The organism is Paraburkholderia sp. BL10I2N1 (genome assembly GCF_004361815.1).
Classification (GTDB): domain Bacteria; phylum Pseudomonadota; class Gammaproteobacteria; order Burkholderiales; family Burkholderiaceae; genus Paraburkholderia.
Genome location: NZ_SNWA01000001.1, coordinates 2,511,940 through 2,526,083 on the forward strand (window position 1 = coordinate 2,511,940; position 14,144 = coordinate 2,526,083).

Consider the following 14,144-nt stretch of genomic DNA (forward strand, 5'->3'; position numbering starts at 1 on the left):
GGCACAATTGCATCTCCCTTGTCAGACGTGGCCTCCGCCCATGCCGTTTAATTTTCCGATCTTTCTGACGTGGCTGCGGATCGTGCTGATCCCGCTTGTCGTGGGCGTGTTCTACCTGCCCGACACGATGATGCTCCCCGCGCACCGCAATCTGGCGGCTGCGGTGATCTTCATCCTGGCGGCGTTGACCGACTGGTTCGACGGCTATCTCGCACGCAGATGGAACCAGACGTCGGCGTTCGGCGCGTTCCTCGATCCGGTTGCCGACAAGCTGATGGTGACCGCCGCTTTGCTCGTGCTGGTCCAGTTGGCGCGACTCGATGCGGCGATTGCGCTCGTGATCGTTGGTCGTGAAATCGCCATTTCCGCGCTTCGAGAGTGGATGGCGCAGATCGGTGCATCGAAGAGCGTCGCCGTGAATTCGCTCGGCAAGTTCAAGACGGCGTGCCAGATGGTCGCGATTCCGATGCTGCTGCTGTACGAAACAGTGCCGCTAGGCGCCGGGCTGTCGATCGACACGCGCGTGTGGGGTGGCTGGCTGATCTATCTTGCCGCGATACTGACGATCTGGTCGATGCTGTACTACATGAAGCTTGCATGGCCGCAGATTCGAGAGCGGGGCGGCATCGTGTGAAGCGGATTCATCTGGTTGCGTGAAAGGGGTTGACACGTTTCAGCGCTTTATACATAATCTCGTCTCTCCGGTGCACGCGGTTCTGTAACGGAAGGTGGGAAGCAGTATTAGTAGTAATAGCAGCAGGTAGTAGCAAAACGCGGGAGTAGCTCAGTTGGTAGAGCGCAACCTTGCCAAGGTTGAGGTCGCGAGTTCGAGACTCGTCTCCCGCTCCAGATTTCGAAGCAGCGTTTTGCCGTAGTGGAATAAAAAGCAGGATGTTGTTTAGCGGGACAACGCGGGAGTAGCTCAGTTGGTAGAGCGCAACCTTGCCAAGGTTGAGGTCGCGAGTTCGAGACTCGTCTCCCGCTCCAGACACAGGGGAAGCAAAGCTTCCCTTTTTGTTTGGCAGGCCGGTTGGCCATCGCACAAATCTTCGAGCCGTTGGATGATGCAACTTGTCATGTCGGCTTGACGGTCCGCTTACGGCGCGATAGCAAAGCGGTTATGCAGCGGCCTGCAAAGCCGTTTAGACCGGTTCGACTCCGGTTCGCGCCTCCAGCAGTTAAAGAAAAGCCCCGACTCGTCGGGGCTTTTCTTTTTTCTGCGGCGCGTCCGCCGACTGAAGCAGTCACCGGTAGTTTGACCTTCACATTGAGACAGTCTGAGTCACGGAAACCGGCGTCATTGGTCAAGCCGTGTCCATGTGATCATCACAACGCGAGGGCTGGCCACAATCCATGCCAGTATCGACGACACCACGCTCAGGATAACGACAGCTGGGACAACTTCAGGATCCGAAAGCATTGCAGTCTCCAGGTCGCCGCGTGAGTCGTCAGCAGATGGATGGGATACACGTATGCTGGCATCCGGATCGGTTGAAGGCCACCTTCGATCGATTGACAAGACTCGACCTTTGCATCGACTGTTGCGCAAGCATCGCCTCGGCAAACAGGCCGTCTGTTCTAACGACGCAGCCAACGACGTCTCGCTGAATCGGCAGCGCGACAGCGTTGGTGACGCGCGTATCTAACCCTTCACCGGCGGCCCGAATCGACCGCTGTCGTATGCCTCGCAGTACGCGCGCCAGTCTGTCTTGACTTGCGTCTCGCACTCAGTCGCAAGTTCGATCAGCGGCATCTGCCAGTCACGGCGACTGCCGAACGCTATCAGTTCGTCAGCGATGGCCGAGCCTTGGCGTCCGCCGCTGCGCAACTGCGACCATGCACTCAGTTCGGCCATGTTGTTCACGACTGACTCGAGCCGGGAGAGCTTGCCGTTCCAGTTGGCGAGCGCGACGCGGTCTTCGGACGGTTGCAGCCCGCGCAGCACATATGCCTTGCCGTCCATCTGGACGGCGTGCAGGAACGCTTGCGAGACAGCTTGCGCGCGGTGCTGGACTTCCACGACGCGTTGTGCCTCCGTGTCCCATTTGGGTTGCTTCGTCTTCACATGCGGCACGACAGAGGACGGCAACGCCTCCTTGAGATCGAGCAGATAGTTACCATCGGGCGAGCCTTTTCCTTCGACCAGAATCACGTAGCGATCGACGCCAAGGCTGCCCGTTCCCGCAATTCGGCGTGCAACATCGAGCATGTTGAAGAACGCGGGATTCGGCTCGCCGGCCGAGAATTTTTTCATGAAGGCAGTCACGGCGAGACGCGCCGCATCGCTCACAGGAAGCGCCTTTTTTCGGCTCTTTTAAAAGCGCAGTGGGTAATGCGGCTCACGAGGCATGCGGATTGAGTGCTGAGAAGTCGAGTTTGCCCGCGATGAGAAACAGCACGGTGCGCATGGTCTTGAAGCTGGCGTATCCCCGTGCCTTGCGCTTGGCGGCCTGAAACAGGCCGTTGATCGCCTCAATGAATCCATTGGTCTGGCGTGTCTGCGCCCACGCGATGATGCCGTCGAAATGACGACGGATCATGCGCGCGACGTCCTTCATGGGCTCGACCTTGGAACGCATGACGTTGCCGCACCACCGGCGCAGCATTTTGGAGACGACGTGGATCTGTTTGCGATCGAGAATCTCGCGCAGTTGCTCGCGGTACATCCACGCTCGGGCCGTGCGGTTGGTGGCGTACTGGCTGATCAGCGCCTCGAGATCGGTCAGTTGCGCGAGATCGAGTTTCTCGGCATCCTTGAGCAGCGACCAGCGCATGCCCTTCAGCGAGGGATCGGTTTTCTGCTGCGCGCGGCGCACACCATCAAGCGCTTTGGACGCATGCGCCACGACATGAAACTTGTCGAAGGTCACACGCGCGTCGGGCAGGTGTTCGTCCACGCCCTTGATGAAGGCAGCCGACATGTCGATGCTGACCGATTCGATCTGTGCAGGCGTGGCATTATGTTCCTCCAGGTGCCGGGCAAAGCGTTCGACAACGCCGGCATCCTTGCCTGGCGTGACGAAGACCACGCGCCTTGCGTCCATGTCGGCGACCAGCGAGATATAGTCCTGCCCACGTCGGGCCGACGTTTCGTCAATGGCCACCGCGGTAACTTCGGACAGGTCGGTCGCGGCCACGGCCAGGTCCACGTAACGGTCACAGATGGCCTTCACCCGATGCCACGACAGGTTCACCACGCGGGCCACCGCGGCAAATGTCATCTCCCGGCACAGCGTCAGCACGAGCGCTTCAAACAGCAGCGTGAAGCCGTCCAGCTTGCCTATCCAGTCGGGTTCGACCAGGCGCACCGAGCCGTCCGGCAGACGCACCCGCGGCACCCGAACCTCCAGATAGCACTCGTGCTGAAAGAAGTTGAGGTGGCGCAGCCGCTTGATCTGGGTGTCGTGAGCCGGATGCTCGCCCGCGACGCCGGGATAGGGAAAGCGCGTACCCGCGACAAAGTCCACGGCAATGGTCAGTTCACGCCGCGCGGCATCGAAATCGACGCCTTGCACGTACCACGGGGCCTTGATTCCCAAGGCGGCTTCAAACAGTTGGGTCTGGTTCATCGGTTCACGTTGTCTTGCAGGGCTGGTTGCCGCATTCTGCCGCAACCAGCCCTGTCCCAGCTTACTTCTTCAACGCGCGTCAAGTATTCGCTTCGCCGGGCTGACGCCCGTACTTGACCCGCCAAACCAGCCACTCGGAATTTGAAATAGGCCTTTTTTCCATCGATCTTCAGGACACGCTTCTTGCCCTTCAGATCGGTGCGCCGGTTCAGGTGATCGACGCGCGTGCCCTCGTGCAATACCTCGAACAACTCGCGCACCATCCCTTCCGCGGTTTCTTCTTCGATCCACCGCGCCTTGCCGAAACGCAGCACGGCGCTGTACGAGTCGATCGTCGTGTGGCAGAGCGCGAGCGCTTCTGCGCGGCTGACCTGCAGACTGTCGGCGGCGACGAGCACGCTCGTCAGAAGGCGCACGAGCTCCGCGAGACACGGCGCGAGACAGGCCTCGTCGAAGTCGTTCATATCGAAATAGATGAGGCGGTTGTCGCCCTTGTAGCTACCGAAGTTTTCCAGATGCATGTCGCCGCAGATCCAGGTCGCCGGTGTGCCGGCGATCACGCTACCCGATGGCAACCGTGCGTAAAAGAGGTGGCAGGTACCGCGCAGAAAGACGAACGCCGACGTGCGCATCAGCTCGTACTTCATGCTGAGTCGTTCGGGATCCCGTCCGGTGTTGAAGTTTGCGATCTCTGCTGCAACATCGAGCATGACGGGCTCCTATTCGATTCGCCGCGTGGCCCGACCCTTTTCCCGCATGGACCGGCCGCTCCGGCCATTGTGCGCCATCCGGAGTGACAGGCGAAGCGGCGCTCGTCATGGATTGACCGGTTTGCGTGCCGGTTATGCGTCCCGTTTTGCGCCCGGTTCGGCAACCGCACGCGCGTCCGACTCGATCAGCAGGGCGCGCCACGCGGGACGTCTGGACGCACTGGCGCTGTTACCCTGCCCGGGTTGCTGCCCCCATCCGGGCCGCCCCGCCAGCACTTCGCGCTGCGTCTCGAGAATGTGCTGCTCGAGCGGCGTGACGCCCTCATCAACGACACATACGGTCATGCGGAAGGCGATCGCGCGTTGATGATGTTCGCCGACGCGTTGTGCGACGCTCTGCGCGAGAGCGATGTGATTGGCCGGCTCGGCGGCGACGAGTCGCGCTGCTGACTGACGCCAGCGCGGATACGACGGCGCAGATCATGTAACGTCTTCGGGACAGCCTCAACTTACGCAATCGCCTCGCCGAGCGCGGCTACGACGTTCGCTACAGCGTCGGTCAGATCGCCTTCGATCCGGCTCGGCTTCGAGCCGTCGCGGATCTCCTCGCGCGAGCCGACGCCGCGATGTAACGCAAACAAACAGGTGTCGAAGCTGCGGGTTCCGCCATACCGGCGTTAGGACCGGGATTGGCCTTGGCGGCGCGTCGCGGCATAATTCGGCACTGGCGTGTGCACACCTGCACCGCCGCATGCGTACCCCTTCAGAAGCAGATTCCATGACTCAGTCTTTGCCCCCTTCGCAGAAACCGGAAATCGAATGGCGCTGGAAAGCATTCGACGACCTTACGACCGCAGAGGTTTACGACATGCTGGCGGCCCGCAGCGCGGTGTTCGTCGTCGAGCAGAACTGCGTGTACGGCGATGTCGACGGCCTCGATACGGTCGCGTGGCATCTGTTCGCCTATGGCGTGGACAAGGCAGGCGAGGGTCGGGCGCCGCTGGCCGGTTATCTTCGGGTACTGCTGCCGGACGAAGAGGAAGCCGACATCCGCATTGGCCGCGTGCTGACAACTGCAGGATTTCGCGGCCAGGGGCTTGGCAATAAGATGCTCGAGCGGGCGCTCAGCCATATCTACGCGCAGTGGCCAGGCACCCCCGTGCGGCTGCATGCACAGGCGCACCTGCAGCCTTTCTATGGCGCGTTCGGTTTCGAACCGATTTCAGAGGTTCACGACGAGGATGGCATTCCGCACGTGTGGATGCGCTCCGCCTGAGATTTCGTCGCTTGCAGTAGGGGCAAGATCGGGCAACACCGGGTGTCAGCGCCGGAGCGGCTGACATGGCCAACTGGATCAGCTCTGCCGCGCGGGAATCGAACCCGAATGCGTGGCCATCTCACCTTCCGGATTCGTCGCACCCGGCAAGCCGGCGGGAGCCGGAATGCGCTCATCGCGCAGCCGGGCGCGAGCCGACAGCCGCATCAGATGACGCAGCGCAAGCACGGCGCCGATCACGCTCATCATCGACCCCGGAATCCACAGCAACAGGCCGCCGATCTGTTGATCGCGCATCGGGCTTAGCCAGGTAAATGCGCGGCCGCAGATCGAGTACACCGGATACAGTTCGCGCGCCGAAAAGAAAATGAATGCGCCGAGCACGATCTGTGGCGGAATCGCCGCGACCACGACCAGAACCCGCCGCCCGGGCGACAGCCGCGCCGGCGGCGCCGGCCGCGAATCGAGGACGAGCCACCAGAACATCAGCCCGTCGATGACCATGCTCCAGTTCATCACCCGATAAACCCGCCAGTCGAGCATCGCGATGAAATGAATCGGCGACAGCAGCCAGAAATAGATCAGCCCGACAAACAGCAGGACGGCGACGACCGGGTGCAGCAGCACATCGAGCACCGCCCGCACCGCGCGGGCGTTTAGCGCTGGCCGCACCAAGCGTTGCCGCCAGCGGAACGGAATCCCGGCGCGCAGCGCCGCCCCGGGATACGAAAGCGCAATGAAGAACGGGCCGAGATGATGCAGCACCAGGTGCTGGGCGCGGTGCATGAAGAATTCATGCTCGAAGAAATAATCGAGCCGCGTGTGCAGCGCGACGTACAGCGCGGCAAGACCGAACCAGAAGGACAACTGACGGGCGAACGACACCCTCGCCTTGCGCACGCCGCGCGTGAACAGCACGGCCGCAATCAGCACCGCGACGATGACCGTCGGCGAAAACTCCCAGGGATCGAGCCAGTAAAGCAGGTTCATCGCGTTGCGCTACTTCGTCTGTGATGGCGGCTTCACCGCGAACGGTGTGTCAAGCGTTTCGCCATCGGAGAACTTCAGCTGCAAATGAACGGTATCGCCCGGGGCGATCTTGTGCTTCGCATCTTCGAGCATGACGTGATAGCCGCCCGGCGCGATCGATACCGTGCCGCGAGCGGGCACGGTCACCTTGTCGACCATCACCATCTTTTGCGTCGAGCCGTTCGATACGGTCTGGTGGAGCATCGCGCTGCCGTAGTCGCTGCTCGATATGTCGATGAGGTCGATGGGTTTGTCGCCGGCATTGACGAGCGTGACGTAGGCGGCGGCAGGCAGGTTGTTCGGCAGCCAGCGGACCCACGCATTCTGCGCCGCGATTGCCTGCGGGCCAGCCGCCTGCGCGGTGGCGCTGAACGAAAGCAGGCAGGCGGCCGCCAAAGCAGCGGCCAGTGCGGCGGGGGATTTGTTCTTGATCTGGATCGACATGGCTGAACTCACGATAGGGATCAGGAATGGGTTTCGATGATACGGCGCAGATCCTGCGCGATGGTGTCGGGCGAATCTCGATCGGTGACGAGCAGACGTGCTCGTCCCCGCGCATCGAAGACGTAGACAGCAGAGCTATGCGTTACCTCGTAGTTGCCTTTCGGATCGCGCTTCTCCATCTGGTACGCGATGCGGTAGCGTTTTGCGAGCGATTCGATCTGGTCGTCGCTGCCCGTCAGGCCGCGCGCATGCTGTGCGTCGAATGCGCCAACGTAGTCGTGTAACGCCTGAGCCGTGTCGCGCGCCGGATCGACCGTGACGAACAGGATGCGCACCTGGCGGCTCTCGGGTCCCAGTTTGCCGAGCACCTGCATCAGACGGCCCATCGTCTCCGGACAGACGTCCGGGCAATGCGTATAGCCAAAGTAGACGAGCGACGCGCGCCCTTTGAACGAGTCGGCGGTGACGGGCTTGCCGTCATCGGCGGTAAGCGAGAACTGGAGATCCGGCAGGTGGCCTGTGACGTTCGTGAGCTGCCATGGCGTGTCCTGGTGCGAGCAGGCGGCAAGGGTGAGCGTGCCCAGCATGGCCAGCAGCCCCGCCAGTCCGGCGCGGGCTGCGGATTTCGCCTGTCGCCGATACGGCGCATCATGTAGCGGTTCGCCTCGTTTCTGGCGCGTGGACGGGGGGAAGGGGAACAAAGGCGATGTCAATGACTCGATTGATCAGGGCAGTCGCCGTTGCAGGTTCAGAGAGAATCGGTCCGATACCGGCAACGCGCGTTTGGCTGCGACTGTATCGCAATTCGGCCGGCCACGTCGGGCGACGGCGGTGCTCACGGGGTAAGCGGGGCAATTTGCCGCATGCGGCTGAAAGCTGGTTGAAGCCCCATTGTTCTGTTTTTGAACGGAATGCAGGGGCTGGACCGGCGCGACGGCCCTTCCAGCCGGGCGTCCAGTCTTACTTTCTCGAAAAAATGGCGGATGCGCGGTAAGATGCGCACACTTTTCCGGCTGCAAGCGGCCGAAAGGCAAGATAAAACGATGCAAGCACTTCCGGCTGTCCTGTCTCCCAGCGAGACTGCATATTTCTTCGACTTCGACGGCACGCTCGTCGAGTTGGCGCCGACGCCTGATGGCGTGCTGGTGCAACCGCAGGTCATCGATCTGCTGAGCGCACTGCGGCACCAGACGAACGGCGCGGTGGCGATCCTGTCGGGCCGCGGCATCGACAGCATCGATTCGTTTCTCGGTCTGCCCGATCTGCCGATCGCCGGTCTGCATGGCGCTGAGCGGCGCGACGCGAACGGCGACACGCAACGCGTTGGTTTCAACGACGAGCGACTCCTGCGGATGGAACAGGATCTGGCGGAGGTCGTGCGCCTGAATCCCGGCATGCTGCTGGAGATCAAGGGGGCGGCGGTCGCGTTGCACTACCGCAATGCGCCCGATCGCGAACCGGTCGCGCGCGCGGCGACGACCCGGCTCGTTGCCGATTATCCCGGCGCTTACGTGCTGCAGCCCGGCAAAATGGTCTACGAGATCAAGCCCAAGGACGTCGACAAGGGCCGCGCGCTGCGGGCCTTTCTTGGAGAGCCGCCGTTCGCCGGCCGCAAGCCGGTGTTCGCGGGCGATGACCTGACCGACGAAAAAGGCTTCGCTGTCGTCAACGAGTACGGCGGCCTGTCGATCAAGGTCGGTGGCGGGGATACGATCGCGAAAACGCGCATCGAATCCGTGAACGCACTGATTCAGTGGTTCGCATCGATTGTGGCTGCGGGGGGCAGGGCGTGACGATCGAGTGGCACGCCGTCAGCGGCTATCTCTTCCAGCATGGGAATTGCGCTTCATGAGTCGACTGATCATCGTATCGAACCGGGTCGCACCGATTTCGGAAGGCGGCCCCGCGGCAGGTGGGCTGGCAGTGGGCGTCTACGATGCGCTCAAGGAAACCGGCGGCATGTGGTTCGGCTGGAGCGGCGACGTGTTGTCATCCGGTCAGCCGCAGATTAGCGTCGAAGAACGCGGTCCGGTGACGTTTGCGACCATCGGGCTCATGCGGCGCGATTACGACCAGTACTATCGCGGCTTCTCGAACGCGACGCTGTGGCCTGCGTTCCACTATCGCGCGGATCTGGTCCAGTATGACCGTCACGATTTCGAAGGCTATTGCCGCGTGAACGCGTGGCTTGCGCAGCAACTCGTGCCGCTGCTGCAGGCCGACGATGTCATCTGGGTCCACGACTATCACCTGATTCCATTCGCGCAGGCACTACGCGCCGCGGGCGTGAAGAATCGCATCGGTTTCTTTTTGCACATTCCGTTTCCCGCTTCGCAGGTGCTGCTGGCCGTGCCGCCGCATCGCGACCTCGTGGAGGCGCTCTGTTCGTTCGATCTGCTCGGCTTTCAGACCGAGCCGGATCTGCGCTCCTTCTGCGACTACATCGTGCACGAAGCGAACGGCTCGGTCGAAGCGTCGCTGGCTGGCAGTCCGATGACCGTGCACGCGTTCGGCAGGACACTGCACGCGGCGGCCTACCCGATCGGCGTCTATCCGGACGAGATCGCCGAGCTCGCGAAAGCGGGCGAGAGCGGCAAGCCGGTGCGCACGATGAAGGCGACGCTCCATTCGCGCAAGCTGATCATGAGTGTCGATCGACTCGATTATTCGAAGGGGCTCGTCGAGCGCTTCCGCGCCTTCGAAAGACTGCTCGAACATTCGTCCGCGCAACGCAACAAAGTGTCGTTCCTGCAGATCGCGCCGCCGACGCGCGCCGACATGCACGCCTATCAGGACATCCGGCTGCAACTGGAAGGCGAGTCGGGCCGTATCAACGGCCGTTTTGCCGAACTAGACTGGACGCCGATCCGCTATATCCATCGACAGTACGAACGGCCGGTGCTGGCTGCGCTCTTTCGCGCATCGCACGTCGGCTACGTGACGCCGCTGCGCGACGGCATGAATCTGGTCGCGAAGGAGTATGTGTCGGCGCAGGATCCCGACGATCCCGGTGTGCTGGTGTTGTCGCGCTTCGCGGGTGCGGCACAGGAGCTGACCGGCGCGCTCATCGTGAACCCTGTCGATATCGACGGCATGGCGGAGGCGCTGGCCACAGCGCTCGAGATGCCGCTCGCGGAACGCCAGGCGCGCTATCGCGACATGATTGCGCAACTGCGCGAAAACAATGTGTCGGTGTGGCGCGACAACTTCATGCGCGACCTGCAGAGCGCAGGAGCAGAGCGGCGCGCCGCGCCGCGACGCGCGCGGCCGCCACTTCACCCGTTGAGGTGACGCCGGATCGCTAGCTGCTGCAAGCGATGAAAAAAACGCCGCTTCGCTCCGAAGCGGCGTCTTTGTTCCAGGGGCCCGGCAAAGAGAGACTTCGCTCAAGCCACGGGTTGCTCGTCGACTTTCTTGCCGCCCACGTGCAGCGTGGTTCCCTTGCCGTATTGTTTGGACAGCAGGTCGCGATACAACCCGGGACGGTTGCGCAGCTCTTCCGGACTGCCGTCGTCGATCACCTTGCCCTGGCTCATCACAATGATGCGGTCGAAGTTGTGCAGCGTCGACAGCCGGTGCGCGATCGCAATGACGGTCCGGCCGACCATCAGCCGGTCGAGCGCCTTCTGGATCGCTTCTTCCGAAGCACTGTCGAGCGCCGAGGTCGCTTCGTCGAGCAGCAGGATCGGCGCGTTCTTCAGGATGGCCCGCGCGATCGCAATACGCTGCCGCTGGCCGCCCGACAGCTTCACGCCGCGGTCGCCGACGATCGTGTCATAACCCTCGGGCATCGCCTCGATGAAGTCCGCGCAACGCGCCTCGCGGGCGGCTGTGAGCACTTCTTCACGAGACGCCTCCGGGCGACCGTACGCGATGTTCTCGTACACCGAACGATGGAGCAGCGAAATGTCCTGTGGCACGAGCGCGATCGTGTGGCGGAGGCTGTCCTGCGTGATCGTGGCGATGTCCTGACCGTCGATCTTGATCTGGCCGCCCTGCGTCTCGTAGAAGCGTTGCAACAGCGCGAGCACGGTGGACTTGCCCGCCCCCGACTTGCCGATCAACCCGACGCGTTGCCCCGCCACGATATGCAGATCGAAGTGATCGAGAATCGGCCGGCGGCGCGGATACGCGAACGTGACGCTTTCGAAGTCCACGCGCCCGCCTTGCGGCACGAGTTCGCTTGCGTCGGAGCGGTCCGGCATGCCGTGCGGTTCGAGCAGCGTCCTGATTGCCTCGGCGAGCCGCGCAATATGCTGGGTCACATCGACGAGCGCCACGGCCAGATCGCGCGTGCCGTGCAGGATCGTGAACCCCAGCGAGCTCACGAGCACGATGTCGCCCGAGGTCGCGCGGCCCTGATCCCACAGCCACAACGCCCAGCCGAGGAGGCCAGCCGACAGCAGCGCCGTAATCACCGCATGCAGCAACCGCAGCTTTTCGAGGTACAGCAGGCTCTGCTGACGCGCGTCCATTTCGGCCTTGACGGTGGCGCCAAAGCGCGTCTGCTCGCGCAGCGTCATGCCAAACGCGCGAACGAGGCTCATGTTGCTGATCACGTCGACGAGTTCGCCGTCGACGGAAGCCGCCTTAGTCGCGAAATGATGATGCCGCGCCGAGCCACGTCCGGCGAGCTTGTAGAGCACGATGGACAGGATCGCCGAGCACAGCATCAGCCCGCACGCCATCAGCGGATTCACGGTGATGATCATCACGATCGCGCCGAGCACCGCAATGCAAGGCGGCAGAACGTTCCAGGCCATCGTGTTTTCGGCGGTGTAGACGGCGTTCGAGGTCGCCGTGATACGGCTCGCCAGCATGCCCGGCTGTTTTTCCGAGTAATACGTGGGGGAGTGCCCGCTCAGATACTGGAACAGATCGCGCCGCAGATCGCCGGTGACCGCGACGAAGGTATGCGCGGCCACCCAGCCGCCGACACGCCACAGCAAGTTATCGGCTGCAATCAGGCCGACGAGGATCGCGAAAGCACCCCACAGCGGGCCCGGGTGATGCCGGCCCCCGGCAAGCACGTCGATGAGGTGCTTGATCGCGTACTGCGAAGCGAGCGCACAACCCACGGCCGCAAATACGCTGCACAGCACGATCGTGTGGGCGACCGGGTGGCGGCGGATGAAGCGGAAAAGGAACGCAAGCGGCCGGTGCGCAAAGCTCGCGAGCTTTGCGTTGTGGGCATTACGCTGGGCGATGGTCAGATGTTCCAATGTGTTCGTATGGTCGTGTTAGAGCGGTTGCTCGCTGAACTGGCAACCGCCGCAAAAATTGCGACAAAAGCGCGCATCCCGGCATTGTAAACATGCAAATACCGTTACGTAGAGTGGTTCAGACTAACGATGAACAAAAGACAGCCATCGTTTTCGCGCGACGCATATCACCAATGTATGCCTTGCTCGACCCGTCCGTAAGACGGTGGTTCACCCGGTGGGCGAATTTTTCGAGATATAATTACAAATTGCATTCAGTCAAGTCCCGGCGCGGGTGACGCAAGGCGATGTGGCCGGGGCAGCAGGGGATTGGAATGGTCCGCGGATACCGGTCTTGATGGCAGGTCTTTCAATGTAAAACTGTCTTACAAAACAAGGGTTTGCAAAGTGTTTCGCCTTTGTAACAAGATAAAGACTTTGAAAGGTTTGGGATCGCGCGAGGCTCCTGGCACCGATAATGCGGACTCGGTTGTGCCCACGAAAAACTGACAGTTTGTCAACGACTGCGCTTCCCGTGCGTTTACGCCGAATGTGCCGCCTGGTGACGATGACCAGTCTGGGCATCCTTACCAGCGATCAATCGCAGAATTTCCCGAACGAAACAGGCCGGATCCCAAAGGTTTCGGACTGCCCGGGGCGAGCGGGTGAGTCGCTTTAAACAAACAGCAGTCTTTGAATTTTTTTCAGGAGTTCACCACTATGCGAATCGCTCAAATCGCTCCGTTGCACGAGGCGGTTCCTCCCAAGCTTTATGGCGGCACGGAACGTGTGGTTTCGTACCTGACCGAGGCACTGGTCGAACTGGGACACGATGTAACCCTCTTCGCGAGCGGCGATTCGCAGACTTCGGCGAAACTCGAAGCGTTCTGGCCGCAGGCGCTGCGCCTCGACCCGACGATCCGCGACACGATGGCGCCGCACATGCTGCTGCTCGAAGAAGTGCGCCGCCGCGCGGACGAATTCGACGTCCTGCATTTCCACATCGACTACTACCCGTTCTCGCTGTTTTCGCGCCAGCCGACCCCGCATCTGACGACGCTGCACGGCCGTCTCGACCTGCCGGAACTGCAGCCGATTTTCAACACGTTCAGCGACGTGCCGGTCGTTTCGATTTCGGATAACCAGCGTACGCCGCTGCAACAGGCGAACTGGCTGTCGACCGTTTATCACGGCCTGCCGGAAAACCTGCTCAAGCCGATCAAGGACGTGAAGCCGAGCTATCTCGCGTTCCTCGGCCGCATTTCGCCGGAAAAGCGTCTCGACACGGCCATCCGTATCGCTGAACAGGCTGGCATGCCGATCAAGGTCGCAGCCAAGCTCGATAAGGCCGACCGCGCGTACTACGACGAGGTCATCAAGCCGCTGATGTCGCTGCCGCACGTCGAATACATCGGCGAAATTTGCGAAGCCGAGAAGACCGAATTCCTCGGCAACGCACACGCGCTGCTGTTCCCGATCGACTGGCCGGAGCCGTTCGGTCTGGTGATGATCGAGGCGATGGCTTGCGGTACACCGGTGATCGCGTTCAAACGCGGCTCGGTACCGGAAGTGATCGAAAATGGTGTGTCTGGTTTCGTCGTCGAAGACGAAATCAGCGCCGTGGCAGCGGTGAAGCGTCTGCACACGCTGCCGCGCGAAACCGTGCGCAAGGCGTTCGAGGCACGCTTCTCGTCGAAGGTGATGGCGCAGAACTACATCGCTTCGTATGAAGAACTGCTGCGCCAGAAGCGCCGCACCGTGCTGCGTGAAGTGAACGCCGGCTAGGCGTTTAAGCTGGGGCCGCTCCCGCGGCCCCAAGGCAAGCCGTTCCCCAGCGACGCCCTGCATGCCACCGGCATGCAGGGCGTTGTTGCATGCGCGCCGCGTCTTCACGACAGAAGCGCTGATTCGACGT

Annotated in this window: 12 protein-coding genes, 3 tRNA genes and 2 pseudogenes; 9 read left to right on the plus strand and 8 right to left on the minus strand. The window is 61.9% G+C overall.

What is annotated here, in order from left to right; translation table 11 throughout:
- The first annotated feature begins 40 nt into the window (after window positions 1–40).
- The 4 genes from pgsA to B0G77_RS11820 all read left to right on the plus strand — a co-directional run bounded on the left by pgsA (window position 41) and on the right by B0G77_RS11820 (window position 1,174).
- The gene (pgsA, locus tag B0G77_RS11805; RefSeq protein ID WP_133662292.1) at window positions 41–634 is read left to right on the plus strand and encodes a CDP-diacylglycerol--glycerol-3-phosphate 3-phosphatidyltransferase; all 594 of its coding nucleotides are present in this window, start codon (window positions 41–43) and stop codon (window positions 632–634) included.
- Window positions 635–773: 139 nt separating this feature from the next.
- Window positions 774–849 (plus strand) — tRNA-Gly (locus B0G77_RS11810).
- A gap of 62 nt (window positions 850–911) precedes the next feature.
- Window positions 912–987: transfer RNA gene (locus B0G77_RS11815), tRNA-Gly, on the plus strand.
- A 113-nt stretch (window positions 988–1,100) separates the two neighbouring features.
- Window positions 1,101–1,174, plus strand: a tRNA-Cys gene (locus B0G77_RS11820).
- Between the two features lie 468 nt (window positions 1,175–1,642).
- On the opposite strand, the pseudogene B0G77_RS11825 reads toward B0G77_RS11820, so the two are convergent.
- The 3 genes and pseudogenes from B0G77_RS11825 to B0G77_RS11835 all read right to left on the minus strand — a co-directional run.
- Window positions 1,643–2,305: pseudogene (locus tag B0G77_RS11825) on the minus strand (DUF2252 family protein); the annotation flags it as partial.
- A gap of 34 nt (window positions 2,306–2,339) precedes the next feature.
- On the minus strand, window positions 2,340–3,569 hold the full coding sequence (locus B0G77_RS11830) for an ISL3 family transposase (RefSeq protein ID WP_133662124.1): 1,230 nt from the start codon (window positions 3,567–3,569) through the stop codon (window positions 2,340–2,342).
- Window positions 3,570–3,718: 149 nt separating this feature from the next.
- Window positions 3,719–4,279: pseudogene (locus tag B0G77_RS11835) on the minus strand (DUF2252 family protein); the annotation flags it as partial.
- Between the two features lie 243 nt (window positions 4,280–4,522).
- On the opposite strand from B0G77_RS11835, the gene B0G77_RS45525 reads away from it, so the two are divergent.
- Window positions 4,523–4,729, plus strand: coding sequence for a diguanylate cyclase (locus B0G77_RS45525; RefSeq protein ID WP_347814158.1), 207 nt, complete (start codon window positions 4,523–4,525; stop codon window positions 4,727–4,729).
- 59 nt (window positions 4,730–4,788) lie between these two features.
- Here the strand turns inward: B0G77_RS45525 and B0G77_RS45530 are convergent, their stop codons facing one another.
- Window positions 4,789–4,920, minus strand: a complete 132-nt coding sequence (locus tag B0G77_RS45530) for a hypothetical protein (RefSeq protein ID WP_347814159.1) — start codon at window positions 4,918–4,920, stop codon at window positions 4,789–4,791.
- 137 nt (window positions 4,921–5,057) lie between these two features.
- On the opposite strand from B0G77_RS45530, the gene B0G77_RS11850 reads away from it, so the two are divergent.
- The gene (locus B0G77_RS11850; protein ID WP_133662296.1) at window positions 5,058–5,555 is read left to right on the plus strand and encodes a GNAT family N-acetyltransferase; all 498 of its coding nucleotides are present in this window, start codon (window positions 5,058–5,060) and stop codon (window positions 5,553–5,555) included.
- Window positions 5,556–5,633: 78 nt separating this feature from the next.
- On the opposite strand, the gene B0G77_RS11855 is transcribed toward B0G77_RS11850, so the two are convergent.
- Genes B0G77_RS11855 through B0G77_RS11865 form a run of 3 tightly spaced genes read right to left on the minus strand, consistent with a single transcriptional unit; the run spans window position 5,634 to window position 7,615 of the window.
- The gene (locus B0G77_RS11855) at window positions 5,634–6,545 is read right to left on the minus strand and encodes a cytochrome c oxidase assembly protein (protein WP_133662297.1); all 912 of its coding nucleotides are present in this window, start codon (window positions 6,543–6,545) and stop codon (window positions 5,634–5,636) included.
- A 9-nt stretch (window positions 6,546–6,554) separates the two neighbouring features.
- A complete protein-coding gene (locus B0G77_RS11860; protein ID WP_133662298.1) occupies window positions 6,555–7,028 on the minus strand; it encodes a copper chaperone PCu(A)C in 474 nt (157 codons plus the stop codon).
- A gap of 20 nt (window positions 7,029–7,048) precedes the next feature.
- On the minus strand, window positions 7,049–7,615 hold the full coding sequence (locus tag B0G77_RS11865) for an SCO family protein (protein WP_133664114.1): 567 nt from the start codon (window positions 7,613–7,615) through the stop codon (window positions 7,049–7,051).
- 456 nt (window positions 7,616–8,071) lie between these two features.
- On the opposite strand from B0G77_RS11865, the gene otsB reads away from it, so the two are divergent.
- Both otsB and otsA read left to right on the plus strand, forming a co-directional pair.
- Entirely contained in the window at window positions 8,072–8,821 is a 750-nt protein-coding gene (otsB, locus tag B0G77_RS11870; protein ID WP_133662299.1) for a trehalose-phosphatase, read from the plus strand.
- Window positions 8,822–8,876: 55 nt separating this feature from the next.
- Window positions 8,877–10,319: an alpha,alpha-trehalose-phosphate synthase (UDP-forming) gene (gene otsA, locus B0G77_RS11875; protein WP_133662300.1), complete on the plus strand. Its 1,443-nt coding sequence runs from the start codon at window positions 8,877–8,879 to the stop codon at window positions 10,317–10,319.
- A 95-nt stretch (window positions 10,320–10,414) separates the two neighbouring features.
- Here the strand turns inward: otsA and B0G77_RS11880 are convergent, their stop codons facing one another.
- Complete coding sequence (locus tag B0G77_RS11880) at window positions 10,415–12,250, minus strand: ABC transporter ATP-binding protein (protein ID WP_133662301.1); 1,836 nt, start codon at window positions 12,248–12,250, stop codon at window positions 10,415–10,417.
- Window positions 12,251–12,949: 699 nt separating this feature from the next.
- On the opposite strand from B0G77_RS11880, the gene B0G77_RS11885 reads away from it, so the two are divergent.
- Window positions 12,950–14,014, plus strand: a complete 1,065-nt coding sequence (locus tag B0G77_RS11885; RefSeq protein ID WP_133662302.1) for a glycosyltransferase family 4 protein — start codon at window positions 12,950–12,952, stop codon at window positions 14,012–14,014.
- The last annotated feature ends 130 nt before the right edge of the window (window positions 14,015–14,144 follow it).